General features: G+C 67.4%; 23 protein-coding genes and 1 tRNA gene. 11 read left to right on the top strand and 13 right to left on the bottom strand.

Annotated features, from left to right (window positions below):
- Positions 1-4: 4 nt before the first annotated feature.
- Positions 5-1,186, bottom strand: a complete 1,182-nt coding sequence (locus tag AB6806_RS28635) for a ceramide glucosyltransferase (protein ID WP_133562189.1) — start codon at positions 1,184-1,186, stop codon at positions 5-7.
- A 28-nt stretch (positions 1,187-1,214) separates the two neighbouring features.
- Complete coding sequence (gene pheS / locus AB6806_RS28640) at positions 1,215-2,297, bottom strand: phenylalanine--tRNA ligase subunit alpha (RefSeq protein WP_113253344.1); 1,083 nt, start codon at positions 2,295-2,297, stop codon at positions 1,215-1,217.
- Between the two features lie 61 nt (positions 2,298-2,358).
- On the opposite strand from pheS, the gene AB6806_RS28645 reads away from it, so the two are divergent.
- Entirely contained in the window at positions 2,359-3,186 is an 828-nt protein-coding gene (locus AB6806_RS28645; RefSeq protein WP_465247262.1) for an LOG family protein, read from the top strand.
- A 163-nt stretch (positions 3,187-3,349) separates the two neighbouring features.
- Here AB6806_RS28645 and rplT read toward each other — a convergent pair whose 3' ends face one another.
- Together rplT and rpmI are read right to left on the bottom strand one after the other, a co-directional pair.
- Entirely contained in the window at positions 3,350-3,724 is a 375-nt protein-coding gene (gene rplT / locus AB6806_RS28650; protein WP_038361064.1) for a 50S ribosomal protein L20, read from the bottom strand.
- Between the two features lie 28 nt (positions 3,725-3,752).
- Positions 3,753-3,953 (bottom strand): 50S ribosomal protein L35, encoded by a 201-nt coding sequence (gene rpmI / locus AB6806_RS28655; RefSeq protein ID WP_038361062.1) that lies wholly within the window; start codon positions 3,951-3,953, stop codon positions 3,753-3,755.
- Positions 3,954-4,278: 325 nt separating this feature from the next.
- Between rpmI and AB6806_RS28660 the strand changes: the two genes are divergently transcribed.
- Complete coding sequence (locus AB6806_RS28660; protein WP_142020173.1) at positions 4,279-5,304, top strand: amino acid ABC transporter substrate-binding protein; 1,026 nt, start codon at positions 4,279-4,281, stop codon at positions 5,302-5,304.
- Between the two features lie 280 nt (positions 5,305-5,584).
- The gene (locus AB6806_RS28665; RefSeq protein WP_038361058.1) at positions 5,585-5,878 is read left to right on the top strand and encodes a GYD domain-containing protein; all 294 of its coding nucleotides are present in this window, start codon (positions 5,585-5,587) and stop codon (positions 5,876-5,878) included.
- A gap of 80 nt (positions 5,879-5,958) precedes the next feature.
- On the opposite strand, the gene infC is transcribed toward AB6806_RS28665, so the two are convergent.
- Together infC and AB6806_RS28675 are read right to left on the bottom strand one after the other, a co-directional pair.
- Positions 5,959-6,501, bottom strand: coding sequence for a translation initiation factor IF-3 (infC, locus tag AB6806_RS28670; RefSeq protein WP_038362350.1), 543 nt, complete (start codon positions 6,499-6,501; stop codon positions 5,959-5,961).
- 117 nt (positions 6,502-6,618) lie between these two features.
- Positions 6,619-7,836, bottom strand: coding sequence for a glycosyltransferase family 4 protein (locus AB6806_RS28675; RefSeq protein WP_142020172.1), 1,218 nt, complete (start codon positions 7,834-7,836; stop codon positions 6,619-6,621).
- A 106-nt stretch (positions 7,837-7,942) separates the two neighbouring features.
- Between AB6806_RS28675 and AB6806_RS28680 the strand changes: the two genes are divergently transcribed.
- Positions 7,943-8,716: an alpha/beta hydrolase gene (locus AB6806_RS28680; protein ID WP_370956357.1), complete on the top strand. Its 774-nt coding sequence runs from the start codon at positions 7,943-7,945 to the stop codon at positions 8,714-8,716.
- A gap of 16 nt (positions 8,717-8,732) precedes the next feature.
- Here AB6806_RS28680 and AB6806_RS28685 read toward each other — a convergent pair whose 3' ends face one another.
- Positions 8,733-8,999 (bottom strand): BQ00720 family protein, encoded by a 267-nt coding sequence (locus AB6806_RS28685; protein WP_038361053.1) that lies wholly within the window; start codon positions 8,997-8,999, stop codon positions 8,733-8,735.
- Between the two features lie 110 nt (positions 9,000-9,109).
- Positions 9,110-9,571 (bottom strand): Hsp20 family protein, encoded by a 462-nt coding sequence (locus AB6806_RS28690; RefSeq protein ID WP_248311131.1) that lies wholly within the window; start codon positions 9,569-9,571, stop codon positions 9,110-9,112.
- 289 nt (positions 9,572-9,860) lie between these two features.
- On the opposite strand from AB6806_RS28690, the gene AB6806_RS28695 reads away from it, so the two are divergent.
- Positions 9,861-10,697 (top strand): alpha/beta fold hydrolase, encoded by an 837-nt coding sequence (locus AB6806_RS28695; protein ID WP_142020171.1) that lies wholly within the window; start codon positions 9,861-9,863, stop codon positions 10,695-10,697.
- A 66-nt stretch (positions 10,698-10,763) separates the two neighbouring features.
- Here the strand turns inward: AB6806_RS28695 and AB6806_RS28700 are convergent, their stop codons facing one another.
- Both AB6806_RS28700 and AB6806_RS28705 read right to left on the bottom strand, forming a co-directional pair.
- Entirely contained in the window at positions 10,764-11,429 is a 666-nt protein-coding gene (locus AB6806_RS28700; protein WP_038361048.1) for a GntR family transcriptional regulator, read from the bottom strand.
- Complete coding sequence (locus AB6806_RS28705) at positions 11,426-12,949, bottom strand: flagellar biosynthesis protein FlgA (RefSeq protein WP_370956358.1); 1,524 nt, start codon at positions 12,947-12,949, stop codon at positions 11,426-11,428. Before AB6806_RS28705 ends, AB6806_RS28700 begins: the two co-directional genes overlap by 4 nt.
- 202 nt (positions 12,950-13,151) lie before the next feature.
- Here AB6806_RS28705 and AB6806_RS28710 point away from each other — a divergent pair, with 202 nt between their 5' ends.
- From AB6806_RS28710 to AB6806_RS28725, 4 genes are all read left to right on the top strand, one after another.
- Positions 13,152-14,144, top strand: a complete 993-nt coding sequence (locus tag AB6806_RS28710) for a 4-hydroxythreonine-4-phosphate dehydrogenase PdxA (protein WP_112763517.1) — start codon at positions 13,152-13,154, stop codon at positions 14,142-14,144.
- Between the two features lie 69 nt (positions 14,145-14,213).
- Positions 14,214-15,206, top strand: coding sequence for a Bug family tripartite tricarboxylate transporter substrate binding protein (locus AB6806_RS28715; RefSeq protein WP_142020170.1), 993 nt, complete (start codon positions 14,214-14,216; stop codon positions 15,204-15,206).
- A 148-nt stretch (positions 15,207-15,354) separates the two neighbouring features.
- The gene (locus AB6806_RS28720; protein ID WP_113253335.1) at positions 15,355-15,843 is read left to right on the top strand and encodes a tripartite tricarboxylate transporter TctB family protein; all 489 of its coding nucleotides are present in this window, start codon (positions 15,355-15,357) and stop codon (positions 15,841-15,843) included.
- A 33-nt stretch (positions 15,844-15,876) separates the two neighbouring features.
- Positions 15,877-17,388: a tripartite tricarboxylate transporter permease gene (locus tag AB6806_RS28725; RefSeq protein ID WP_038361036.1), complete on the top strand. Its 1,512-nt coding sequence runs from the start codon at positions 15,877-15,879 to the stop codon at positions 17,386-17,388.
- 255 nt (positions 17,389-17,643) lie between these two features.
- Here the strand turns inward: AB6806_RS28725 and AB6806_RS28730 are convergent.
- The 3 genes from AB6806_RS28730 to AB6806_RS28740 all read right to left on the bottom strand — a co-directional run bounded on the left by AB6806_RS28730 (position 17,644) and on the right by AB6806_RS28740 (position 19,345).
- Positions 17,644-17,720 (bottom strand) — tRNA-His (locus AB6806_RS28730).
- 162 nt (positions 17,721-17,882) lie between these two features.
- Positions 17,883-18,851, bottom strand: coding sequence for a phasin family protein (locus tag AB6806_RS28735; protein WP_142020169.1), 969 nt, complete (start codon positions 18,849-18,851; stop codon positions 17,883-17,885).
- 98 nt (positions 18,852-18,949) lie between these two features.
- On the bottom strand, positions 18,950-19,345 hold the full coding sequence (locus AB6806_RS28740; RefSeq protein ID WP_038361033.1) for a phasin: 396 nt from the start codon (positions 19,343-19,345) through the stop codon (positions 18,950-18,952).
- A gap of 220 nt (positions 19,346-19,565) precedes the next feature.
- On the opposite strand from AB6806_RS28740, the gene AB6806_RS28745 reads away from it, so the two are divergent.
- Positions 19,566-22,568, top strand: a complete 3,003-nt coding sequence (locus tag AB6806_RS28745) for a PAS domain-containing sensor histidine kinase (RefSeq protein ID WP_370956359.1) — start codon at positions 19,566-19,568, stop codon at positions 22,566-22,568.
- A gap of 173 nt (positions 22,569-22,741) precedes the next feature.
- Positions 22,742-24,412, top strand: a complete 1,671-nt coding sequence (locus tag AB6806_RS28750) for a GGDEF domain-containing protein (RefSeq protein ID WP_370956360.1) — start codon at positions 22,742-22,744, stop codon at positions 24,410-24,412.
- Positions 24,413-24,420 lie beyond the last annotated feature (8 nt).

Below are 24,420 nucleotides of genomic sequence, written 5' to 3' on the forward strand. Positions count from 1 at the left end.
CGGATCAGTCGGAAATCTTCGCGCGCGCCGCCGAGAGCGCCGGCGCGGTGTCGTTGAGCTCGTTGGTGCCGTCGGTGCGGATCTTCATGGCGTTGCCACGCCAGCTCACCTCGCCGCCGACGAAGGCATAGGCCCAGATGCCGGGAAAGGCGATGTCGCGCACCAGCATGGCGAAGGGCGAGCGCCAGTTCAGGAACCAGCCGACACCGGCCGACAGAACGATATCGCCGAGATACCAGAGTACCAGCACGGCGAGCGGCCCGAGCCAGACCGGCAGACCGTAGCCGAGGCAGGCGAAGGCAGCCAGCAGGACCGGCAGCAGCGGAGCCGAGAGGATCTCGATCGCGAAGAAGGGCAGGAAAGTGACGCGTCGCAGGCGGGCCCAGCGGAACTGGCGCTGCACCGCATCGGCGATGCGGCGCGGGCCGAGCGGCTGCTCGAAGGGCTGGCCGACGAGATGGACATGCTTGCCGGCGCTGCGCACGAGCTTGGTGGCGGCGGCATCCTCCGCGATCTCGGCGCCCAGCGCGGCGATGCCGCCGCGCGCGTCGAGGAAGGGCTTGTTCCAGAGCATCGACTTGCCCTGCGCGAAGCCGAGGCCCAGCGCCTCGCCGACATATTGCCAGCGCGCCTGGAAGGCGTTGAGGAAGGCGCATTCGACCTCGGCCCCGAAGCTCTGCGGCCGCGAGCCGGCCGGCGTCGAGCAGACGAGGCCGGTTTCGGGGCGCCAGGCGGCCAGCATGCGCTGGATGTAGTCCTTCGGCATCAGCACGTTGGAATCGGCGAGGATGACCCAGTCGGTCGTCGCCGCCTCCCAGCCGCGCACGCAGTTGTTGAGCTTGGGATTGGCGCTGACGACGACGTCGCCGACGATCAGCCTGACCTTGTCGGCGCCGTAGCGTGCGATCATCTCCTCGATCAGCGGAACGATCGGGTCGTCGCCATCGGCGACGCAGAAGATGGTGCTGTAGCTGGGGTAGTCGAGCTCGAGCCCGGAGACGGCCGTCTCGCGGCTGAAGGCCTCGATGCCGCGCACCGGCCTGACGATGGTGACCGGCGGCAGGTCCGCGAGCACGGCCGAGCGCTGCAGAGGCCGGCGCAGCCGCCAGAGCGCGATGGCCTGGCCCGCCAGGTTCACCGCGACCAGCAGCACGGCCAGTCCAGCCGCCCAGCCCGCAGCCGTCATCGCGCCCTCCCCTGCCCGGCCCGCATCGTCATGAGGAGAGGCCGCCCGTCAGCGTCGGCAGGTCGAGCGGGCGGAAGCCGTAATGCGCGAGCCAGCGCACATCCGCCTCGAAGAAGGGGCGCAGATCGGGCATGCCGTATTTCAGCATGGCGATGCGGTCGATGCCCATGCCCCAGGCGAAGCCCTGATAGACGTCCGGATCGAGCCCGCAATTCTTCAGCACGTTCGGATGGACCATGCCGCAGCCGAGGATCTCCAGCCAGTCGTCGCCCTCGCCGAAGCGGATCTCGCCGCCCTTGCGCGAGCACTGGATGTCGACCTCCATCGAAGGCTCGGTGAAAGGGAAGAAGGACGGGCGGAAGCGCATCTTCACATCGTCGATCTCGAAGAACGCCTTGCAGAACTCCTCGAGCACCCATTTCAGGTGGCCGAGATTGGCCTTCTTGTCGATGACGAGCCCCTCGACCTGATGGAACATCGGGGTGTGGGTCTGGTCGGAATCGTTGCGATAGGTGCGGCCCGGGCAGATCACGCGGATCGGCGGCTCCTGCGCCAGCATGGTGCGCACCTGCACCGGCGAGGTGTGGGTGCGCAAAAGCTTGCGCTCGCCATTCGCATCCGGCGCGAAGAAGAAGGTGTCGTGCATCTCCCGGGCGGGATGGCCGACCGGGAAGTTCAGCTTGGTGAAGTTGAGATCGTCGGTCTCGACATCCGGCCCCTCGGCGATGGCGAAGCCCATATCGCCGAAGATCGCGGTGATCTCGTCGATGACCTGGCTGATCGGGTGGATGCGGCCGCGCGCCTCCGGGCCGTCCTGCACCGGCAGCGAGACGTCGACCCGCTCTGAGCTGAGCCGCGCATCGAGCGCCGCCTCGCCGAGTGCTTCCTTGCGCGTCGCGATCGCGCCCTGGACACGATCGCGCAGGCCGTTGATCAGCGGGCCCTTCTCCTTGCGCTCCTCCGGCGTCATCGCGCCCAGCGTCTTGAGCAGCGCCGAGATCGAGCCCGACTTGCCGAGCGCCGCGATACGCAGTTCCTCGATGGCCGCCTCGTCGGCGGCAGAATCGATCGCGCCGAGGAGGTCGCGTTCCAGAGTGGCGATATCGGTCATGAACGGGTCGCAACGTGTTGAAGGCGTGGGGACGGCGCGTTCTAGCGGGAACGGCCAGCATATGCCAGAGCGAAGCGGTGCATCGCCACAGGGCGATGCACGCCATGCCGAAGCAGGACACGCTTTCATGCCCGACAGCACCGCCCAGAAGGAATCCCCCTCCTATCGGCTCGCAGCCCTCGATCCCGATTTCCTCCTCGGCGATTCGATGCGCGGCGCCCGCTTCATGCTGGAATACCAGAAGGCGGAAGATCTGCTGCGGGCGCGCGGCATCGTCTCGACCATCGTCGTCTTCGGCTCGGCACGCGTGCGGGAGGGCAATCGCTGGTACGAGGCGGCGCGCGCGTTCGCCCGCATCGCCTCCGAGCGCGGCGGGGCGCTGGCGCCCAAGGATGCCGGCCGCAACCACGTCATCGCCACCGGCGGCGGCCCCGGCATCATGGAAGCGGCCAATCGCGGCGCGACCGAAGCCGGCGCCCTCTCGATCGGCTTCAACATCACCCTGCCGCACGAGCAGGAGCCCAACGCCTGGTCGACGCCGGATTTGACCTTCCGCTTCCACTATTTCGCGATGCGCAAGATGCATCTGGCGATGCGGGCCGCCGCGCTGGTGGTGTTTCCCGGCGGCTTCGGCACGCTCGACGAATTGTTCGAGATCATGACGCTGGTGCAGACGGGAAAGATGGGCCGCGTGCCGATCGTGCTGTTCGACTCGGCGTACTGGAAGGGGCTGCTCAACCTCGACACGATGGCGCAGGCCGGCTTCATCCGCCCGGAGGACCTGAAGCTGTTCGCTTATGCCGACACGCCGGAAGCGGCCTATCAGTGCATCGTCGACGGCGCCGGCGATGGCTGGGCCTCGCCGGGGAATGGCAGCGTGCAGACGTAACGGGAGCCGTCATGCTCGGGCTTGACCCGAACATCTCTCGCCGGAGAGGCCGCTCCGATGCCGCGCCTCTTCCCATCGGAGATTCTCGGGCCTCATCGCCGTCACCAAAGAAAAAGGCCGGCGTTTCCGCCGGCCTTCTCCAAATCAGATCGGTCCGAACCGCTCAGGCGGCCTGGGCCTGCGCGCCCAGCGCGCCCTTGACGGTCTCGACCACGGCGGTGAAGGAGGCCGCGTCGTCGATCGCCATGGCGGAAAGGGTCTTGCGGTCGAGCTCGATGCCGGCCTTGATCAGGCCACCGATGAAGACCGAATAGGTCAGGCCGTGCTCACGCACCGCAGCGTTGAGACGCTGGATCCAGAGCGCGCGGAAGGAGCGCTTCTTGTTCTTGCGGTCGCGATAGGCGAACTGCATCGAGCGATCGACGGCCGCCTTGGCGGCGCGGATCGTGTTCTTGCGGCGGCCATAGAAGCCCTTGGCGGCCTTGAATGTCTTCTTGTGCTTGGCGTGGGACGTTACGCCCCGTTTCACGCGAGCCATGTCATGATCTCCGGACTATCAGGTGGCGTCAGCCGTTGGGGAGGAAGTACTTCTTCACGTTGGCCGCATCACCCTCGAACAGGGTGGTGGTGCCGCGGTGATTGCGGATCTGCTTGTTGGTCCGCTTGATCATCCCGTGACGCTTGCCGGCCTGGGCGTAGAGCACCTTGCCGGTACCGGTGATCTTGAACCGCTTTTTGGCGGCCGATTTGGTCTTCATCTTGGGCATTTCAGCTCCTATCGGTCATAAGGCCAGCGCGCCTTGCGGCGGCTTTGCCAATGTCTTGCTTTCAGGAAGCAAAGCACGATCGCCACGGCAGCCCTTATCAGCCGGGCGATCGAAGGCCGCGCGTATCGCAGAAAAGAAGCCGGCTGGCAAGCGAAAAGCCGGCTTCTGGGGAAAACCGCGGGCAAAGCCCCGCCGAAACAGCGCGTGACACACCCGGAGCGGCCCGCCGCGATTTCACCAGAGAACCTTACGGAAATCGGCTTCACACCTCCGTCGCAAAACTGGCAGATTGGCCCGCGGCCCTCGCCCAACCCGGAGATCCACCGTGAAACGCATCCTGCTCAGCCTGGCTGCAGGCCTGGCCCTGACGGCCGCGGCCGCCACCCCTTCCCTCGCCCAGTCGACGCTCGAGAAGATCAAGGCGCGCGGCAACATCATCTGCGGCACCAGCGAGGGCGTGCCGGGCTTCTCGCTGCAGGACAAGAACGGAATCTGGGTCGGCTTCGACACCGATGTCTGCCGCGCGCTCGCGGCCGCGATCTTCAACGACCCGAACAAGGCGAGCTATCTCTCGCTGTCGAGCAAGAACCGCCTCGTCGCGCTGCAGGCCGGCGAGATCGACGTGCTTGCCCGCACCACGACCTGGTCGCTCGGCCGCGACATCGGCCAGGGAGTCAGCTTCACCACGGTCAACTATTACGACGGCCAGGGCTTCATCGTCCGAAAGAAGCTCGGCGTGAGCACCGTCAAGGATCTCAACGGCGCCTCGGTCTGCGTCGCGCAGGGCACGACCACGGAGCTGAACCTCGCCGATTACGGCCGCACCCACGGCATCAAGTTCGAGACCGTGGCGTTCGGCACGCTGGAAGACACGGTCCAGGCCTATGAGGCCGGCCGCTGCGACGCCTACACCACCGATCTCTCGGCGCTTGCCGGCACGCGCGGCAGGCTGAAGGACCCCGACGAGCATGTGCTGCTGCAGGAGGTCATCTCCAAGGAGCCGCTCGGTCCCTGGGTGCGCAAGAACGACCCCGCCTGGTTCGATCTCGTGCGCTGGACCGTGATCGCCACGATCAATGCCGAGGAGCTGGGCGTGACGCAGGCCAATGTCGAGGAACTGGCCAAGACCTCGCAGAACCCGGAAGTGCGCCGCATGCTCGGCGCCGAGGGCAAGTTCGGCGAAAGTCTCGGCCTGACCAATGATTGGGTCGTGCGCATCGTCAAGGCGGTCGGCAATTACGGCGAGAGCTTCGACCGGCATTTCGGCCCCAAGAGCAGCAACCCGCTGCCGCGCGGCGTCAACAAGCTGTGGACGCAGGGCGGCCTGCAATACGGCCCGCCGATCCGCTGAGCAGCGAGCGCGCGAAAGCGGCGGCCGGATCGCCTCCACGGGTCCTGTCGGACGCGGAAGGGTGATCCGGCTCTTGCTTCGATCGCGTTTTCTTCACGCGGGCCGGTGTCCGCTTCGTCCGAAAATGCCCGGGCGCGGCGAAGCCGGTTCCGCTCCCCCCGGCTGATGCGGTAAGATGGCGGCCGAGGTCCGGCGACAGCCCATGATCGACACGGCCGCGGTATCGAGCCGCCGCCCATGCTTCCGAAGGACAGGCCGGGCCGCTTCAGGGAGTAGCCCGATGACAACCTACATCATGCTGGCGAATTGGACCGACCAGGGCGCGCGCAACCTCACAGCGTCGCCGAGCCGGCTCGATGCGGCCAAACAGGCGCTCGCCGAGATGGGCGGCGCGTTCAAGGCATTCTTCATGACCATGGGTCGATACGACATGGTCATCGTCTGCGAGGCGCCGGATGACGCCGTGCAGGCTCGCTTCTGCCTGCAGCTCGCCATGCTGGGCAATATCCGAACCGAGACGCTCAAGGCGTTTCCGGAAGGAGCCTATCGCGAGATCATCCGCTCGGTGAGCTGACGCAAAAACCCTGGGGGCGCCCCAGAACGAAAAAGCGCGCCCGAAGGCGCGCTCTTTCCGGAAACCGGTTGGGCTCGCGCTTATCGCGGCGCGAGCACCATGACCATCTGGCGGCCTTCGAGCTGCCAGTCGCTCTCGACCTTGGCGATTTCGACGAGATCGGCCTTGACGCGCTCCAGCACCTTCACGCCGAGGTCCTGATGCGCCATCTCACGGCCGCGGAAGCGCAGGGTGACCTTCACCTTGTCGCCTTCCTCGAAGAAGCCGTGCATGGCCTTCATCTTCACGTCGTAATCGTGCTTGTCGATGCCGGGCCGGAGCTTGATCTCCTTGATCTCGATGGTGCGCTGCTTCTTGCGCGCCTCCGCGGCCTTCTTCTGCTCCAGGAAGCGGAAGCGACCGTAGTCGAGGATCTTGCAGACGGGCGGAACGGAGTTCGGGGCGATCTCGACCAGGTCGAGACCGGCATCCTCGGCGAGCTTCAGCGCATCGAAAAACGAGACCACGCCGCGATTGGCGCCGGTATCGTCGATGAGTTGGACTTCGCGAACTCCGCGGATGTCGCGGTTCGAGCGGGGACCTTCCTTGGTCGGGGTCGGGGCAGCGCGGTACGGACGACGAATGGGGTATTCTCCTGTATTTGGCGCGGCTCGCGCCGTTGATTCAGACACATTGCATAAAGACGCGCGTTGTCAATGCATGACGAAGCTGCGTCAGGCATCTCCTGCCGCAGAAGTCGGTCAGCGCCCCAGCAACGCGCAATAGACGTCGAGGGTTTCCGCGACCATCGCCTCCAGCGAGAAATGCCGCTCGACATGGACGCGGGCGCGGCGCGCCAGAGCCTCCCGCGCCGACGGGCGCAGATCGAGCGCCTCGCGCAAGCCAGCCGCCAGAGCGGCGGCATCGCCCGGCGGGACATGCCAGCCGGTGCGCTCGGCCGGCGTGACCTGCGGCGGGGCGAGCACCGTCTCGGGCACGGCGCCGAGATCGGAGACGACGACGGGCGTGCCCATCGCCTGCGCCTCGACCGCGACGCGGCCAAAGGCTTCCGGATCGGTCGAGGGCACCGCGACGACCGCGGCCGAAAGCATCGCCGCCGGCATGTCGCTGCAATGGCCGACACGTTTCACGCGGCCTTCCAGCCCGGCCTTGGCGATCAGGCCGTCGAGCTCCTTGACGTAGCTGTCGCGACCCTGGGCATCGCCGGCGAGGATGAAGGCGGTATCGGTATCGCCGCCGTCGCGCATGATGCGGGCGGCTTCGATCAAAACGCGCTGGCCCTTCCAGCCGGTCAAGCGGCCGGGCAGCAGCACGATGCGCTGATGCGGCTCGACGCCCCAGGCCTTGCGCAGGGCCTGCACCCTGTCGGCGCTGACGGCGGCGGGCGCGAAGGCCGAGAAATTCGTGCCGCGATTGACGACCCGCACCTTGTCGCGCGCCACCGGGTGCTTGTCCAGGATCAGCCCGGCCGTATAGGCGGAGTTCGCGATGACGACATCGCCGCGCGCCATCACCGAATTGTAGAGCGTCTTCACCGTGGAACGGCTGTTATAGGAGCCGTGATAGGTGGTGACGAAGGGCAGCTTCAGGATCTTCGCGGTGGCGAGCGCGACCCAGGCCGGCGCCCGCGAGCGGGCATGGATGAGCTCGACCTCCTCCTCACGACAAAGCTCGACGAGCTTGCGCACATTGAGCGCCATCGCGACCGGGTTCTTCGACGCCGCCGGGAAAGGCAGCCAGACGCCGCCCTTGGCCTGAAGCTCGGCGACGAGGCGCCCGCCCTCGGTCGCGACCAGCGCGCGGGCACCGACATCGGTCAGACCCTTGGCGATGTCGACGGCGGTACGCTCGGCCCCGCCGGCTTCGAGTTCCGGAATGATCTGCAGGATCGTGCGCCCGGCGAGCGGATGGGTCTCGGTCGAAGGCAGCGAAAGATGGGCACCCGGCTTGAAGGACATGCGCTCTTGATCTGGACTTTCATTCGTGCGGGCGAATATGCCCCTATCGGACGGTCGCCGCACCCATAATCGCCGCGGCACCGCGATTCGTCACAGGAGATTTGCCTTGGAGCGCCAGCCCCCGCAATGGCTCGAGGTCGGTAAAGGCTCAAGCCGTCGCCTCGCCTTCCTCCCGCAAGAGGGCGAAGGGGCACCGGTCGTCTGGCTCGGCGGCTTCCGCTCCGACATGCGCGCGACCAAGGCTGAGGCGCTCGCCGACTGGGCTCGCACAAACGGCCGGGCCTGCCTGCGCTTCGACTATGGCGGGCATGGCGAAAGCGACGGCGATTTCGGCGACTTCACCCTGTCGGACTGGCTCGGCGACGCCCTCGCCATGATCGAAAGCCAGTGTCGGCAGCGGCCGATCCTCGTCGGCTCCTCGATGGGCGGCTGGATCGCGCTGCTCGCGGCCCGCCGGTTGCTCGGCACGGCGCTCCAGCCCGCAGGTCTGGTGCTGATCGCTCCGGCCGTCGATTTCTCCGAGGAACTGATGTGGGCGCAGATGCCCGATTCGATCCGCCGGACGATCCTCGACGAGGGCGTCTGGCTGCGTCCGTCCGAGTATTCACCCGAACCGACGCCGATCACCCGGGCCCTGATCGAGGATGGCCGCCGGCATCTCATGTTCGGCGGCGAGATCAAGGCCGGTTGCCCGGTCCATATCCTGCAGGGAATGCGCGACCCGGACGTGCCCTGGCGGCAGGCGCTCAAGCTGGTGGAACATCTGAGCGGCGACCCGGTGGTGCTGACGCTGGTCAAGGACGGCGATCACCGCCTCTCGTCACCCGCCGACATCGCCCGGTTGCAGGCAGCGGTCGCCGGGGTGGCGACCGCCTCCTGAATTCAGCCAGCCGGCGTCAGTGGACGCTGACCATCTTGAGGTCATGCTCCCAGGCATTGGCCGTGGCGGCCTCGCGCGTATCGGTCACGAGGATCGGTGCCCCGTCGGCCGACAGTAGCGTATAGAGCTTGAGGCCGGACTCGATCTTCGGGGCCTGCGGGAAGATCCGCATCAGCTCGTCCGAAGTCATCGGCTTGACGTAGGCGACCTCACCTGTTCCGAGTGCCGCGAATTCAGCGGGGGTCAGCGGGTTGCTCTGGATCAAAATCCTGTCCTGTTTCATCGCGCCCTCCTTCAGAGCAGTGCGAATGCGGTTTCGATACTGCGCCTTCAATTATGAACAGATGCGTAAACCGCTGACGCACCCTTCAAAATCGGACGAACCCTCGTCCTCTACTCGCGGCTCACGATATCGATACGCCTGACGAGCCTCTCTGGTTCCGGTCTGGCCAGATCAATCGCGAGCAGACCGTTCGACAAATCCGCGCCGAGCACATGCATGCCATCAGCCAGCAGGAAGCTGCGCTGGAACTGGCGCGCCGCGATGCCACGGTGCAGGAACTGCCGGTTCTTGTCGTCGCCCTGGCGGCCACGGATCGTGAGCTGGTTTTCCTCCAGCGTGATCTCAAGCTGCTCGCGCGCGAAGCCGGCGACCGCCAGCGTGATGCGCAGGCGATCCGGCTCCTCCTCCGTCCGGGGCAACCGCTCGATGTTATAGGGCGGATATCCCTCGCTGGCGCCTTTGGCGACGCGATCCAGCGCGCGCTCGATATCATCGAAACCGAGCAGGAACGGATGGGACAGACTAGGCGTACGCGTCATACAGAAGCCCTCGAAAGGCGCCTCATCAATCATCGGAACCCGCCACTGGCAGCATCCCGCGGGCGAAAGGCGAACCCTTCCGCTTGGGCTAGATATGGCGAAGAGCCGCCGCGGCTTCAAGGGGAGCCGGCGAAGCACAAGGCAGCGGCCAATACGCCTCTTGCCTTACCCGGCGCATGCGCTTTTATCGGCGAGCGCCATCGCGGCGCGCGGCTTCGCATCGCGAATGACAACCTGACACAAACTCAGGGTGAAATGCAGCGAGCCGCGACATCGGCATCAATTCTGCAGGGACTTTGTCAGGCAAAAGAGGACGACCGACATGCCATTCGTAACGACCAGGGACAATGTCGAGATCTTCTACAAGGACTGGGGGCCGAAGGACGCCCAGCCGATCATGTTCCACCATGGCTGGCCGCTGAGCAGCGACGACTGGGACGCGCAGATGCTGTTCTTCCTGGCGAAGGGCTATCGCGTCGTCGCCAGCGACCGGCGCGGCCATGGCCGCTCGGCCCAAATCTGGGACGGCCATGACATGGATCATTACGCCGCCGACGCCTCGGCCGTCGTCGAGCATCTCGACCTGAGAAACTCCGTCCATATCGGCCACTCGACCGGCGGCGGGCAGGTCGCCCGCTATGTCGCGAAGTTCGGCGAGCCGCAGGGCCGGGTCGCCAAGGCGGTGCTGGTCAGCGCCGTGCCGCCTCTCATGGTCAAGACCGAGAAGAACCCGGGCGGCCTGCCGATCGAGGTCTTCGACGGCTTCCGCAAGGCGCTCGCCGACAACCGCGCGCAGTTCTTCCTCGATGTCCCGACCGGGCCGTTCTACGGCTACAACCGGCCGGGCGCGAAGGTCGACGAGGGCGTGATCAGGAATTGGTGGCGCCAGGGCATGATGGGCAGCGCCAAGGCCCATTACGACGGCATCAAGGCCTTCTCGGAGACCGACCAGAGCGGGGATCTGAAGGCGATCGGCGTGCCGACTCTCGTGCTGCATGGCGACGATGATCAGATCGTGCCGATCGGCGCCTCGGCGCATGAATCGATCAAGCTGCTGAAAAACGGCACGCTCAAGGTCTATCCGGGCTATCCGCACGGCATGCTCACCACCCATGCCGAGGTGCTGAATGCCGATCTGCTCGCCTTCGTGCAGAGCTGAGCTCGCTTAAGCGGCTCCGTTCCCGCGCCGGCCGTTCGACAGCGGGCGCGGGAACTCAAGCCGATCTCAGAGCACGTCCCGGACGCGCCTGAGCGTCGATTCCATATGCTTGCCGATCGCCTCCGAGAGCGCGTCCGCGTCGCGCTTCAACAGGGCCGCCATCATCTCCTCGTGCTCGGCGACGGCGCCGGCCCATTTCTCCGGCCCCTCATTGCCGATAAAGCGCAGCCGCTTGATCCGCGACTGCAGCGTGCCGTGCATCTCGACCAGCACCTGATTGCCGGAGGCCGCAACCATGGCCGTATGGATCGCCTGGTTGAGCTTGAAATATTCGAGCCGTTCACGCGTCGCGTAGAGCTCCAGCATGCGCCTGTGCAAGGCGTGGATCGCCTCGATGGTCGCATCCGGGGCCTGCTCGCAGGCGATGCGGCCGCCGAGCTGCTCCAGCGCCTTCAGCACCTCGAGCACCTGATAGAGATCCTGCGCCGAGAATTTGCGGACCACGGCGCCCTTGGCCGGCAGGATCTCGACGAGCCCCTCGCTGGCGAGCGTCTTGATCGCCTCGCGCAAGGGGGTGCGCGAGACGCCGAGCTGCGCGCCGACCTGCCCCTCATTGATGCGCTGGCCGGGCTCGAGCCGGCCCTCGATGATCATGTCGCGGAGGCGCTCCAGCACCTCGTCGTGCAGCGTGCGGCGGGTGATGCGGGGATAATCGCTCGCTGCATCGCTCATCGTGTCGCCATCGTTTCCAAACTATCGGCGTTTACGCCATGGGCGCCCTGCCCTGTCAAACCGCTCCCGGCCAGATCATCGGCGAAGAGCGCATCCTGGCGACGGCGCGTCGCGAGCAAGGTCGAATCCGGCGCGATCTCGACATCGCCAAGACGGATCGCCTCGCCGGCCTTCACATCGCGCAGCAGCCTGCGGTCGGCGACGAGATAGAACGGGGCGGGACGATCCTCGGCCAGCGCTGCGGCCGGACGGATTTCCGCACCGACGCCGGCAATGCTGTGATGATGGCCGCCCATGGCCAGGACCGTGCCGGCCGACAGGTCGCGCTCGGCGACGGCGACGAGGTCCTGCCGGGGCCGGTAGTCGTCGCCATAGCCCGAGCGGCCGAGCCCGGCGGTATCGAGAATGCTGGTCGCAACCTCGACGCCCAGCAGATGGCGCGGCAGGTACAGCATCGCCGTCCTGCCATCGCGGGAGAGGACATGGCCCTTGCCGGCCAGCATCTCCCAGGTTTCGGCGTTCTGGCAGCCCACGACGACGAAGACGCCGCCGGCGAAGCTCGCCTCCTCCGCCAGACGCAGATGATGGAACACGTCGATCCGGCGCGCGCCTCTGAGCAGGCCGCCTTGGGCCCGTGCCGTGAACAGATCGGCGATCTCGGGAATGCGCGCCGGCGGCGCGTGGAAGCCGGCGCGGTCGGCCACGAGGTCGGTCGCGTTGGCGACGAGCGTCATCTCGCAGAGATCGGGCACGGCGCGCAGCGGAAAGGCGCCGCCGAGGATGCGCGCACGCTCGGCCGCAACGGCCGAGACCGAGCGCGAACCCGGCAGCCAATGCGTGGAAAGCTCCGGCAGCTGCTTCGTCACGCCGTTGCAGGTGACGTTGCCGGACGCCGGATCGAAGACGAAGTCGTACTCGCTCGACTTGCCGGCGGCGACGATCTCAAGACCGAGGACCTCCGCCCAGGTGACGAGGGCGATCAGCAGGCTCGGCTGGTCGCCATCGACCGGCGTGACCAGCACGCCCTTGTCCTGCGCAAGCCGCGCGAGGCCGGGGCCGACCACGCTGTCGGCCTCCTTCGAGACGAGAGCGACGTGGCGGCGGGCTTCGATCGCCATCAGTGCATGGCGCGTCGCGCCCTCGGGCGAGCCTGTCGCCTCCACCAGCAAGGCGAAAGGCAGTTCGATCACCGTCTCCAGCCGCCCCACCGCGACGCAGCGCCCAGCCTCCCAGGCCGCGCGCGCCTCGGCCGCCGTTTCGCAGAGGGCGACCTCGGAGGCGGCATAGCCTGCCGCCACAAAGGCCCGACCGGCCGCCTCGGCCGTCATATCCACTGCGATGCGGGCCTCGATCAGGCGCGTGCGCCGCGCCTGCGCCAGATAGCTGCGCCCGAAGCCGCCGCTGCCGACCAGGCAGGTCGCGACCGGCTGCCGGATGCCGGCGTAATGGGCGTGGAAATTCATCGTCTCGCTCTCCCTATCGGCGGCGCGCTCCCGGTGTTCGGGCGCCGCTTCGTTCATTCTCATGTGCTGCTATTATACTGCATACAGCATACTTGAGGAGTCGGGCGAGCTGTGTTAGCGAATTCGGCAACGAACGACATCAAGAGGGAACGCGCAGCCGGATCAGGGCGAATTGCCCTTGCGAATCGACGCGCGCCCCGCAGGAGGATCAGCGGTGGACAGCTCCGAGAACGGCAAGAAGCCGGTCATCGCGGTGGCGATGGGCGATCCTTCGGGCATCAGCCCCGAATTGCTGGCGCGCCTGCTGCGCGAGCCCGACCTGCGCGACGCGGCCCGTTACGTCATCTTCGGTGACAAGCGCCTGCTCGATCTCGGCGCCGCCGATGCCGGGCTCGACCCCGATGTGCAGATCGCCGCCTCGGAAGACGCCCTGCCCGCGAAGGCCGACAAGCCGGTCTTCATCGACCTCGCCAATCACGACCCCGCCGATCTTCAGCGCGGCAAGGCGACGCTTGCGGGCGGCAAGGCGGCGACCGAGAATTTCCGCCGGGCGCTACGCTTCGCCGCCTCCGGCAAGGCCGACGCCGTGTTCTTCACGCCGTTCAACAAGGCAGCCATGCGCTTCGCCTATCCCGGCTATGACGACGAGATCCGCTTCGTGCGCGACGCCATCGGCTTCGAGGGGCCCGCGAGCGAGTTCAACGTCCTCGACACGCTGTGGAATGCGCGCGTCACCTCGCATATTCCGCTCTCGGCGGTGGCCGAGAACATCACGCAGGAGCGCATCCTGCGGGCGCTGGCGCTGGCGGATGCCAATCTGCGGGCAGCCGGCTTCGACCCGCCGCGCATCGCGGTGGCCGGCATCAACCCCCATGCCGGCGACGGCGGCAATTTCGGCCGCGACGAGATCGAGACGATCGAGCCGGCGGTCAAGGCGGCCAAGGCCAAGGGCTTTACGGTCGAAGGGCCGTTCCCGTCGGACACCGTCTTCCTGCGCGCGAAGAACGGCGATTTCGACGCGGTGCTGACGATGTATCACGACCAGGGCCAGATCGCGATGAAGCTGATGGGCTTCGACCGCGGCGTCACCCTGATCGGCGGCTTCCCCTTCCCGATCTGTACCCCGGCCCATGGCACGGCCTATGAGATCGCCGGCAAGGGCATCGCCAATCTCGGCGCCTCGCGCGCCGCCCTGTCGCTGGCCATCAAGATGGCCAAGGACGGAAAGGAGCCCGGCCGCGCAGCGGCCTGAACCGGTTTCTCAATACCCAAGCGGCCGCAAGAGCCGCGCATAACCAGACATCCCAGGGAGACGAAACAGATGAAGCAATTCGCACTCACCGCGGCGCTCACCGCCGCCTTCGCGCTCGGCGGGGGCGCCACGGCGCAGGCCTGGCAGCCGACCGGCCCGATCGAGTTCGTCGTGACCTCCGGCCCCGGCGGCGGAACCGACAATTTCGCGCGCGTCATCCAGTCGATCATCAGCAAGCACAAGCTGGTCGAGCAGTCGATCGTGGTGGTCAACAAGGGCGGCGGCTCCGGCGCCGAGGGCTATCTCCAGGGCAAGGCCGGCAAGGGCGACGCCCACAAGGTGATCTTCGGCACCAACAACGCCTATCTGCTGCCCTATGTCGCCAAGCTCGCCTTCAGCAAGTCGGACCTGACCCCGGTCGCGGCGCTGGCGCTCGACGAGTTCCTGCTCTGGGTCAACGGCAGCGCGCCCTATAACGATGCCAAGAGCTATATCGACGCGGTCAAGGCCAAGCCCGGCTTCAAGATGGCGGGCAGCCAGTCGAAGGATACCGACCAGACGCTGACCGTCATGATCCAGGAAGCGACCGGCGCCAAATGGATCTACGTGCCGTTCCAGGGCGGCAGCGCGGCGGCCACGCAGCTCGCCGGCGGCCATGTCGATTCCAACACCAACAACCCCAATGAGAATGTCGGCCAGTGGAAGGCCGGGCAGGTCAAGCCGCTCTGCGTGTTCTCGCCGGTGCGCCTCGCCAAGAGCGACCCCGTCTTTGGCGGCAAGGGCTGGGGCGACATCCCGACCTGCAAGGAATCCGGCATTCCGATCGAGAGCTTCCAGATGCCGCGCACCGTCTGGCTGCCGGCCGGCGTGCCTGCGGACGCCGTGAAATTCTACGAGGGCGTGCTGGAGAAGGTCAGTCAGACCCCGGAATGGCAGGAATTCGTGACCCGCACCGCGCAGACGGCGCGCTTCATGAAGGGCCAGGAGCTCGCCGATTTCGTCGCCAAGGACGAGGCCGCGAACAAGAAGGTGTTCGAGGCCGAGGGCTGGGTGGTGAAATAAGGCTGCCGCGGCAGCCTCACCGTCATCCCGGCCGCAGCGAAGCGTCGCGCCGGGATCCATCGCAGCGTTCGACGCCCTTCGATGGATCCCGGGTCAAGCCCGGGATGACGCCTGATCGAAACCTGCCTGATCCGAGAAGGGAAATCCCATGGTCACCCGCCTCTGGGCCGAGACCGTCGTCGCGCTTTTCACGCTCGCCTATGGGCTGACGATCGTCTGGGGCGCGCTCGAATTCGGCATCGGCTGGGACACTTCCGGCCCCGAGGCCGGCGCCTTTCCGTTCTATACCGGCATGCTGGTTGCGCTCGGCAGCCTCGCCACCCTCGCCCTGACCTGGGGCAAGCGGCTCTCGGGACGAGACATGCTGGCCGAGGTCGTGCTCGACGGCGAGCGCATCCACCGCGTCGCGAGCTTCTTCCTGCCCATCCTCGGCTTCGTGATCCTGTGCGCGACGCTCGGCATGTATGTCGCGACCGTCGTCTATCTCGTCTTCACGATGCGCTTCCAGGGCGGCTTCGGCTGGCTGCGCACGCTGACCGTCGCCATCGGCTCGGCCGTGTTCTTCTACCTGGCGCTCGAACGCTTCTTCCACATTCCGCTGATGAAGGGCCCGCTAGAGGCCGCGCTCGGGCTTTGACCCGGACCGAAACCCGGAAGGGAGCTCCGGCTCATGGATAACGTCGCCTCGCTGATGCACGGCTTCTCCGTCGCGATCAGCTTCCACCACATCGCCCTGATGATCGCCGGCGTGCTGCTCGGCATCCTGGTCGGCGTGCTGCCCGGGCTGGGCGCGCCCAACGGCGTCTCCCTGATGCTACCCCTGACCTTCTCGATGGACCCGGTCTCGGCGATCATCCTGCTGACCTCGCTCTACTGGGGAGCGCTGTTCGGCGGCTCGACCACCTCGATCCTGTTCAACATTCCGGGCGAGCCCTCTTCCGTGGCCACGACCTTCGACGGCCATCCGATGGCCAAGCAGGGCAAGGCGACCGAGGCACTTTCCCTCGCCTTTCTCTCCGCCGGCTTCGGCGCGCTGGCCGGCGTGATCCTGATCACGGTGCTGTCGAGCTGGGTCGCCGGTTTTGCGCTGCGCTTCTCCTCGCCGGAATTCTTCGCGGTCTATTTCATCACCTTCGCCAGCTTCATCGGCCTCGGTGGCGCCTCCCCCTTCAAGACGATCGTGGCGATGTGCGTCGGCTTCTCGCTGGCCTCGATCGGCATGGACACCGTCTCGGGCAGCGTGCGCCTGACCTTTGGCTTCGACGTGCTGCTGGCCGGGGTGAGCTTCCTCATCGCGGTGATCGGGCTGTTCGGCGTCGGCGAATTGCTGCTGACGATGGAGGACGGGCTGAGCTTCCGCGGCATCGCCGCGAAGGTGCGACTCGGCGACGTGCTGCGCACGGCGGCAAAGCTGCCGCGCTACTGGCTGGCCTTGCTGCGCTCGGCCGCCATCGGCATCTGGATGGGCATCACGCCGGGCGGACCGACCGCCGCCTCGTTCCTGAGCTATGCGATGGCCAAGCGCTCCTCGCGCAACCCGGAGAAGTTCGGCAAGGGCGAGCCGGAGGGCGTGATCTCGCCCGAGACGGCCGACCACGCGGCCGGCTCGGCCGCGATGCTGCCGATGCTGGCGCTCGGCATTCCCGGCTCGGCCACGGCGGCGGTGATGATGGGCGGGCTGATGATCTGGGGCCTCAACCCCGGCCCGACGCTCTTCACCGACCGGCCGGACTTCGTCTGGGGGCTGATCGCCTCAATGTATCTCGGCAACATCGTCGCGGTCATCACCGTGCTGGCGACGGTGCCGCTCTTCGCCTCGATCCTGCGCATCCCGTTCTCGATCATCGGGCCGCTGATCATCGTGGTGTGCTTCATCGGCGCCTATACGGTCGCCGGCAAGCCCTTCGACCTGTGGATCGCGCTTGCCTTCGGCATCGTCGGATACGCCTTCAAGAAGCTCGACTACCCGATCGCGCCGATGATCCTGGCCATGGTGATCGGCGACAAGGCCGAGGACGCCTTCCGCCAGTCGATGATCTTCAGCCAGGGCTCGCTCTCGATCTTCTGGTCGAACGCGCTGGTCTCGACGCTGATGGGGATCGGCCTCATGCTGCTGTTCATGCCGCTGATCGGCGCCACCATCCGGCGCATGCGCGGCCAGGCGGTGTCACGCACCGCATAGGCCTCCCCTCCCGGCGGAGGCCCCGGCGGGAAGCCCTGGCCATCCGCTGAGCCGTTCCGTTCCAAGACCCGGGAACGGACGATCGAGCCGGCGCGCGAACGCTGCTGCCGGCATGGGACAGAGCTCGTCAGAAAGGCCTCATCGTTCGGGACGAGCCGCTCCGAAGCCGAATCCGGCGCTCACGGCCGATTCGCAGTGAACCGGCCGGGACGTCTCGTCACCGACGGCGCAACCTATCGATTGTCCTGAAGAAGATGGTACAGCCACCCCGGCTTGAACGGGGGACCTCTAGATCCACAATCTAGCGCTCTAACCAACTGAGCTATGGCTGCCCATGACTGTTCGACCCGGCGCCGCAGCGGGGTCTCCAGCGGCGCGGAACCTAGTGCCGACGCCGCGCTTTTGCAACCGCGTAATTCAACTTCGCCAACGAAAAACCGACGCTGCAGCCGGCTGCCGGCGCGGCAGGCCAGTCAGAGCCGCCATCCGCGCCTTCAGTCCTTGCGCAAAGCCGCGTTGGCGATGCGCGCAAGCTCCTTCAGGTGCTCGGCATAGGATTCGTAGCTGCGGCGGACCGCCTTCGCCTGAAGCGTGATCGCCTCGGAAGCGCTTTCGGTGCGCGCCATCTTCTCGGCGTCGCCCAGCGTCGCCTTCAGCTCGGCGCAGGCGTGGTCGAGCACCTTCGCCTGCAGCGCGCCGAAGGCCCGGGCCATGGTGAGAGCCTGGCTCATCACGGTCTCGGCCGTGACCGCGGCGAATTCCGGCGGGCGCGGCAGCGGCAGCGAATCGAGCGAGACGGGCTTCACAGGCGCCTTGGCAGAGGCAGAGGGTGCCTGCGGCGCGGCGGCGGCCGGCACAGGCTTGAGCGGCACCTCCACCTTCGCAGCCGGCTTCGGCTGCTCGACAGGCTTGGCGGCGACGGGCTTGAGCTGGGCCGGCTTGAACGGGGCAGGCTTGGCCTCGACAGCTTTCGGTACCGGCGCGGCAGCCATCGGCTTCTTCGGCGCGACGACCTTCGTCACGGGCTTCTCGATCCGCAGCTTGGCCGAAGCCACCTTCCTGGGCGACTTGCCGGGCGCCTTCGCCGGCGCCGGCTTGGCGGCGGTTGCCGGAGTGGCGATCACAGCTTTTGCCGCCGGGGCGGAAGGAACAGCCTTCACGGCCACTGGCGCCGGCTGTATCGGCGCAGGCGCCGCCGCAACCGGAGAAACGGGCTTGGCCGCCAGGGCTGCCGGCGCGGGCTTCGAGGCGACCGGAGGAACAGGCTTGGCCGGCGGTACCGGAGAGGGCGTTACGGCGACCGGAGGAACCGGCTTTGCAGCCACGGCTACCGGCACGGGCTGCGGGGCAGCGGGTGCGGGCGGCGCGGCTTTCGCCTCGGCCGGTGCCGAGGACAAGGCTTTGACGGAAGGCAGGCTGACCGGAGCTCTGGCGGTGGTCCGGGTCGGAGGCGGCTTGGCCATCACGGCTCTCCTTCAACGGCTGGCAGGCAGAAGCCGGGCACCCTGCCCGGCCGGTCGCTCGTCGGAGCCGCCGCCGAAACGGCAGCCTTCAAAAGGGCTCAGCGGCCCTTGGTGGCCTTGCTGACGCTTTCGGCCGCCTTGGTGGCGACGTCCTGGGCGGCGGCGCCCATTTCCTTGAGCTGGCTCTGGAGGGTCGCCATCTGCGCCTTCAGGAAATCGGACTGGTGCTGCATCACCTCGGTCAGATCCTTCGACTTCACCAACTTCTGGGCGAGTTCGAAAGCCGCCGCGACGTTGTTCTCGGCGTAGGAGATCGCCTTGCGCGTCGCTTCCTGGGTGTTGACGCGGGCGTTTTCGGCCGAGCCATGCGCGCTATCCACAGCCTTCTGCGCGGCGCCGATGAAGCCGTCGAAAGCCTTGCGCGCCTGCTCTACGCTGCGTTCCGCGAAGTCGCGCATCTCTGCCGGTATCTCGTAGGGAAGCTTGCCGTCCATGGGGATCCTCCTGTTACAACCGAACCTCTAATTCATTGTGCACTGCAATATCATTGTTGCCGTGCGATGACAACGACGCGACAGCAGCTGCGCCCGGCTACGTTAACGCTGTTTGGAAGAGAAGCGGGAGAGCAATCTTTGGTTCCATGGATTCGCCGACGTTTGGAAGCTATTAAAGATTTGTTAGCCATAAAGAGTCGGATCGAACGAGCGGACCAGGATGAGCGAAGCCGGACAGGACTGGGCGCGATGGGGCGTGGCGGCGGGTGAAGACCCCGCGCTCACGGCCTTTGCCGCCGGCGGCGCGCTGATCCTGTGGGATGCCGCGGCCGAACGGCCGGGCTTCATCAATCCCGCGGGACAAGCCCTGCTCGGTGCCACCCCTTCGGCGGTGTCGCTGCCGGCACCGACGCGCCAGCGTCTTTTCCTGCTCGCGGGCGGCCTCGCCTCGACCGCTGGCATCCGGCTGGAGCGGCTGCGATTGACCGCCAGCTTCGCGGCTTTTCCCGTCACCTGCGGCTGCAAACTGCTGACATTGGCCGATGCCGGCACCGTGCTCGCCATCGCCATTCCGGCCTCCGAACTGCGCCGGCTCGGCGTGGCCGTGCCGCCTCCGGTGGATGCGCCTCCCGCTTCCTCTCCTTCCCTGGTTTCTGCACCTGCGGCCATTGCGCCCTCCGCCGAGCCCGCCCCCGCGCGTCCGGCCACGGTTCGCTTCCTCTGGCAGAGCGACGCGGATGGGCGGCTGACCAAGCTGTCCGGGGACATTGCAGCCCTGACCGGCGCAGCCGCCGCCGCGCAGCTGGTCGGCCAACGCTGGGACGATCTGGCCGGCAGCCATTTCATAGACCGCAGCGGCGGGTTGCGGGAACGCCTCGCCACGCAGGCGACCTGGAGCGGCCATACCGTCCTGTGGCGGAGCGAGACGCCGGGCGAGGCCGTGCCGGTCGAGCTTTCCGGCGTGCCCGTGCTCGGCGCCAACAGACAGTTCGCCGGGTTCCGCGGCTTCGGCATCGCCCGATTGAACGCGCCGGAGCCGTTCCCGGTGAGCGAAGAGCCGGTAGCGCAGGACGATGCCGTCGAGGTCGGTCCGGCCCCCATGGACCAAGCGGCCACGATCGGGACACCGACGGTGCGGGACGAGGTGTCCCCCGAAGAGGCATCGTCTATCGCCGACACCGACGCGGTCACGACCGGCGAAATGGCTTCTCATCCGGAGCCCGCCTCCGATGACAAGCCGGCACGGGAAGAGCCCTCATCGGCACGGCATCACGAGGCCGGTTCCACCGACGCCCCGCCGCCCGTCTCGCAGCAGCCGGAGCCCGCCCAGCCGGATATCGCCGCGGAAGAGCCAAAGGTCCAACCCGCTGACCGCCGCGACGCGCCCGAGGAGCCGGCATCGCCCGTCGTCGCGCCGGCCGCCAACATCGTGCCTTTGCGCAACGGACAGCACGCGGCGATCCGGCCTGTCCTCGAGCCGTCCAAGGCCCATCTCAGCTCGGCCGAGCGCAATGCCTTCCGCGAGATCGCCAAGGCGCTCGGCGCACGGCTCGCCGACGATGAGACCAACGATGCACCGCGCCTGCCGCCGGTCGCGCCGCTGCGGGTGAAGGAGGCCGAAGCGGAAGCGCCCGCTCCTGCCGCCCCCCTGGCGCCCGAGCCGGCGATCGCCCCCGCACGCCAGCGCAACTCTCACGCCGAGGTGCTCGACCGGCTGCCGGTGGCCGTGCTGGTCAATCGCGGCGAAGACGCGCTCTATGCCAACCGCACCTTGCTCGACCTGCTGGACTACGCCGATCTCGCCGACCTGAAGGCCGGCGGCGTCAGCCGTCTGATCAAGGAGGCCTCGCGCAGCGGCGGCGGGGCAATGACCCTGATCGACCGGACCGGCCATCTCGTCAGCGTCGATGCCGTGCTCTCCAGCGTGAACTGGCTCGACGCGCCGGCAACGTTGATGGCCTTCCGCCACCCCGACAGCGGCGGCGGCGAAGCGCCGGTGATGACGCCGGAGGAGGCCGAGGAAGCCGAGCTCGCGGCCGAATTCGCCGCCGAGGAAGCCGAATCGGCCGCGCGCGTCGAGGCGCTCAGGCTCGATGCCGAGGCGCGCGACGGCCGCATCGCCGAGCTCACCGCCATGCTCGACACCGCAACCGACGGCGTGGTCACGGTCGACGATCGCGGTCGCATCCTCTCCCTCAACAAGGCGGCCGAGGCGCTGTTCGGCTACGACCAGCGCGAGGTGACGGGCGAGCTGTTCACGCTGCTGTTCTCGGCCGAGAGCCATGCGCCGGCGCTCGACTATCTTGAAGGGCTGAAAGGCGGCGGCGTCGCCTCGGTGCTCAACGATGGGCGCGAGGTGGTCGGCCGGGTGCGGCAGGGCGGCAAGATCCCGCTCTTCATGACCATGGGCCAGATCGCGCATGGCGCCGAGCCGCGCTTCTGCGCCGTGCTGCGCGACATCACCGCCTGGAAGAAGACCGAGGGCGAGCTCGTCGATGCGCGCAAGGCGGCGGAGATGGCGAGCGCGCAGAAATCCGATGTGCTCGCCAAGATCAGCCATGAGATCAGGACGCCGCTCAATGCCATCATCGGCTTCGCCGAGGTGATGGCCGAGGAGCGCTTCGGGCCGATCGCCAATGAGCGCTACAAGGAATATCTGCGCGACATCCACCAGTCGGGCGGCTACGTCATCAGCCTGGTCAACGACCTGCTCGACCTCGCCAAGATCGAGGCCGGCAAGCTCGATCTCGACTTCGTCAGCGTCAACCTGAACGAGATCGCGCTCTCGACCGTAGCCCTGCTCCAGCCGGAAGCGCAGCGCGGGCGTGTGGTGCTGCGCTCGGGCCTCTCGCCGAAGCTGCCGCCGGTCGTCGCCGACGAGCGCTCGATCCGCCAGATCGCGATCAACCTGCTCTCCAACGCGGTGAAGTTCACCGATGCCGGCGGGCAGGTCATCATCTCGACGGCGCTCGGCGACCAGGGCGAAGCGATCCTGCGGGTGCGCGACACCGGCATCGGCATGGACGACGACGAGTTGAAGCTCGCGCTTGAGCCCTTCCGTCAGGTGCCGACGACGCGCCGCGCCGGCGGCACGGGGCTCGGCCTGCCGCTGACCAAGGCGCTGGTCGAGGCCAACCGCGCTGCGATGTCGATCACCAGCGTCAAGAAGGAAGGCACGCTGGTCGAGATCACCTTCCCGCCGCAGCGCGTGCTGGCGAGCTGAGCGGCCCGGCAGGCCGAAAATCGCCTGCTCGCCACATTTTTACCGCATTCGACCGGGCTTTAGCGCGAACTGCCGCAGCGGCAGTCTTGCCACGTCGCGAGCAGCTTTCCCCGAGTCACGACCGATGCGTTTCTCCGGCCTGCGTGGCACGGCGCTCAACCCGTATTTCCTGGGTGCCGTGGCGATCATCCTGCTCTGCTCGGCGGGGCTGGGGGACCAATGTCCTGTCCGGCTATTACCGGACCTTCCACAACAGCGAACTCGGCCTCGCCCGGCTGATCGCCTTCCGCGCGGTGCTCGATGCGGCAAACCGCGTGTCGGTCGAACGCCGGCCGACCAATGCCGCGCTCGGCCGGATCACCGTCGGCGACGGCGCGCGGGCGGGCGGCTTCGCGCTCGCTCGTCAGGCGACTGACGCGGCCCTTGCCGGGCTCGCCTCCTCTCCGGCGTTCTCAGCTTCGGTCGCGGACTTGCAGGACCAGCTTCGTCGAACCCGTGCCGAGGTCGATGCGCTTCTCAACCGGCCTCAGCCGGAACGCGCCCCTGCGGCCGTCGAACGGGCGATCCAGGGCATGTTCGCCACCTACGACCTGACGCAGCCCCTCCTGGACACGGCGATGACCGCGCTGCTGAAGGACGATTCGAATCTGGTCGGCAGGGCCATGACGGCGCGCATGATCGGCGAGCTGCGCGACTATGCCGGCCGGCTCGGGTCCTACATCGTGATCGTGATCGCCCAGGGTCGCCCGATGACGCCCGAACAACGCGCCGCCTTCGAGGCGACCCGGGGGCGCGTCTGGCAGCTCTGGGAGAACATCCAGCAGCAGATCGTCACCAGCGGCACGGAGCAGGTGGTGCGGGCCAGCCAGGACACCGCCCATGCCTTCATCCGGGACGGTTTGCTGCTGATCGATTCGACGCGGGCGCAGCTCGATGCCGGCCAAGCGGACCTCACCACGGCAAGCTTCACGCGCATGATCGTGCCCAGCTTCAAGCCGATCGAAGAGCTGCGCGAAGCCTATCTCGCGATGACGATCCGCGAGCTGGAGGCGCGCCGCGACGTTGCCGAAGAAGCTCTTGTCTACGCCTCGGCCGCGACCGGGCTGGCCCTGACGGTCGAGCTGCTGCTCCTGCTCGCCGGACAGCACCTGTTCTTCCGCCCCCTGCTGCTGGCTCGCCAAGAGGTCATCCGTCTCGCCGAAGGACGGCTGGAGCCGGCCGTCGCCGGACCCGGGCTGCGCGGCGAGATGCGCGGACTGTTCGATGCCCTCGTCACCCTTCGCGCCAAGCTGATCGAGCGCGACCGGCTGGACGAGGAGCGCGCGCGGCTCGAACAGCAGCTCAGGCGACAGGCCGATACCGACGGGCTGACCGACGTCCTCAACCGCGGCGCGCTCGAAAGGCTGGTCCCGCAACTGGCGAGCGCGGCGGCTCCGGTCGCGCTGATCCTGCTCGATCTCGATCATTTCAAGGGCGTCAACGACCGCTACGGGCACGCCGCCGGCGACGCCGTGCTGCGCAGCACGGCGCAACGCCTGCGTGGCGCGCTGCGCGAGGAGGACGTGCTGGCCCGCTTCGGCGGCGAGGAATTCGCGATCATCGTCACCGGACAATCGCCCGAAACGATCGCCTCTGTCGCCGAGCGGCTGCGACAGATCGTGGCCAGCGAGCCGTTCGTCTTGCCGGACGGGGGCCTGATCGCCCTGACCGCCAGCCTCGGCACCGCGATGACGGCGGCCCGCCCGGCCATCTGGCTCGACCTCCTGCGGGCCGCGGACATGGCGCTCTATGCGGCCAAGCAGCGGGGGCGGAACCGCGTCGTCGCCAGCGGCGACGACGCCTGACGAAACGG

Source organism: Allobosea sp. RCC_152_1, assembly GCF_041360765.1.
Classification (GTDB): Bacteria; Pseudomonadota; Alphaproteobacteria; order Rhizobiales; family Beijerinckiaceae; genus Allobosea; species Allobosea spartocytisi.

Excerpts from the sequence above, each read along its gene's own strand:
- AB6806_RS28740 (WP_038361033.1), bottom strand. The coding sequence starts at position 19,345 with ATGGACGGCAAGCTTCCCTACGAGATACCGGCAGAGATGCGCGACTTC.
- AB6806_RS28635 (WP_133562189.1), bottom strand. The coding sequence starts at position 1,186 with ATGACGGCTGCGGGCTGGGCGGCTGGACTGGCCGTGCTGCTGGTCGCG.
- pheS (WP_113253344.1), bottom strand. The coding sequence starts at position 2,297 with ATGACCGATATCGCCACTCTGGAACGCGACCTCCTCGGCGCGATCGAT.
- AB6806_RS28710 (WP_112763517.1), top strand. The coding sequence starts at position 13,152 with ATGGGCGATCCTTCGGGCATCAGCCCCGAATTGCTGGCGCGCCTGCTG.
- AB6806_RS28700 (WP_038361048.1), bottom strand. The coding sequence starts at position 11,429 with ATGAGCGATGCAGCGAGCGATTATCCCCGCATCACCCGCCGCACGCTG.
- AB6806_RS28725 (WP_038361036.1), top strand. The coding sequence starts at position 15,877 with ATGGATAACGTCGCCTCGCTGATGCACGGCTTCTCCGTCGCGATCAGC.
- AB6806_RS28645 (WP_465247262.1), top strand. The coding sequence starts at position 2,359 with ATGCCAGAGCGAAGCGGTGCATCGCCACAGGGCGATGCACGCCATGCC.
- AB6806_RS28665 (WP_038361058.1), top strand. The coding sequence starts at position 5,585 with ATGACAACCTACATCATGCTGGCGAATTGGACCGACCAGGGCGCGCGC.
- rpmI (WP_038361062.1), bottom strand. The coding sequence starts at position 3,953 with ATGCCCAAGATGAAGACCAAATCGGCCGCCAAAAAGCGGTTCAAGATC.
- AB6806_RS28705 (WP_370956358.1), bottom strand. The coding sequence starts at position 12,949 with ATGAACGAAGCGGCGCCCGAACACCGGGAGCGCGCCGCCGATAGGGAG.
- rplT (WP_038361064.1), bottom strand. The coding sequence starts at position 3,724 with ATGGCTCGCGTGAAACGGGGCGTAACGTCCCACGCCAAGCACAAGAAG.
- AB6806_RS28735 (WP_142020169.1), bottom strand. The coding sequence starts at position 18,851 with ATGGCCAAGCCGCCTCCGACCCGGACCACCGCCAGAGCTCCGGTCAGC.
- AB6806_RS28675 (WP_142020172.1), bottom strand. The coding sequence starts at position 7,836 with ATGTCCTTCAAGCCGGGTGCCCATCTTTCGCTGCCTTCGACCGAGACC.
- AB6806_RS28690 (WP_248311131.1), bottom strand. The coding sequence starts at position 9,571 with ATGATTGATGAGGCGCCTTTCGAGGGCTTCTGTATGACGCGTACGCCT.
- AB6806_RS28685 (WP_038361053.1), bottom strand. The coding sequence starts at position 8,999 with ATGAAACAGGACAGGATTTTGATCCAGAGCAACCCGCTGACCCCCGCT.
- AB6806_RS28720 (WP_113253335.1), top strand. The coding sequence starts at position 15,355 with ATGGTCACCCGCCTCTGGGCCGAGACCGTCGTCGCGCTTTTCACGCTC.
- AB6806_RS28695 (WP_142020171.1), top strand. The coding sequence starts at position 9,861 with ATGCCATTCGTAACGACCAGGGACAATGTCGAGATCTTCTACAAGGAC.
- AB6806_RS28745 (WP_370956359.1), top strand. The coding sequence starts at position 19,566 with ATGAGCGAAGCCGGACAGGACTGGGCGCGATGGGGCGTGGCGGCGGGT.
- AB6806_RS28715 (WP_142020170.1), top strand. The coding sequence starts at position 14,214 with ATGAAGCAATTCGCACTCACCGCGGCGCTCACCGCCGCCTTCGCGCTC.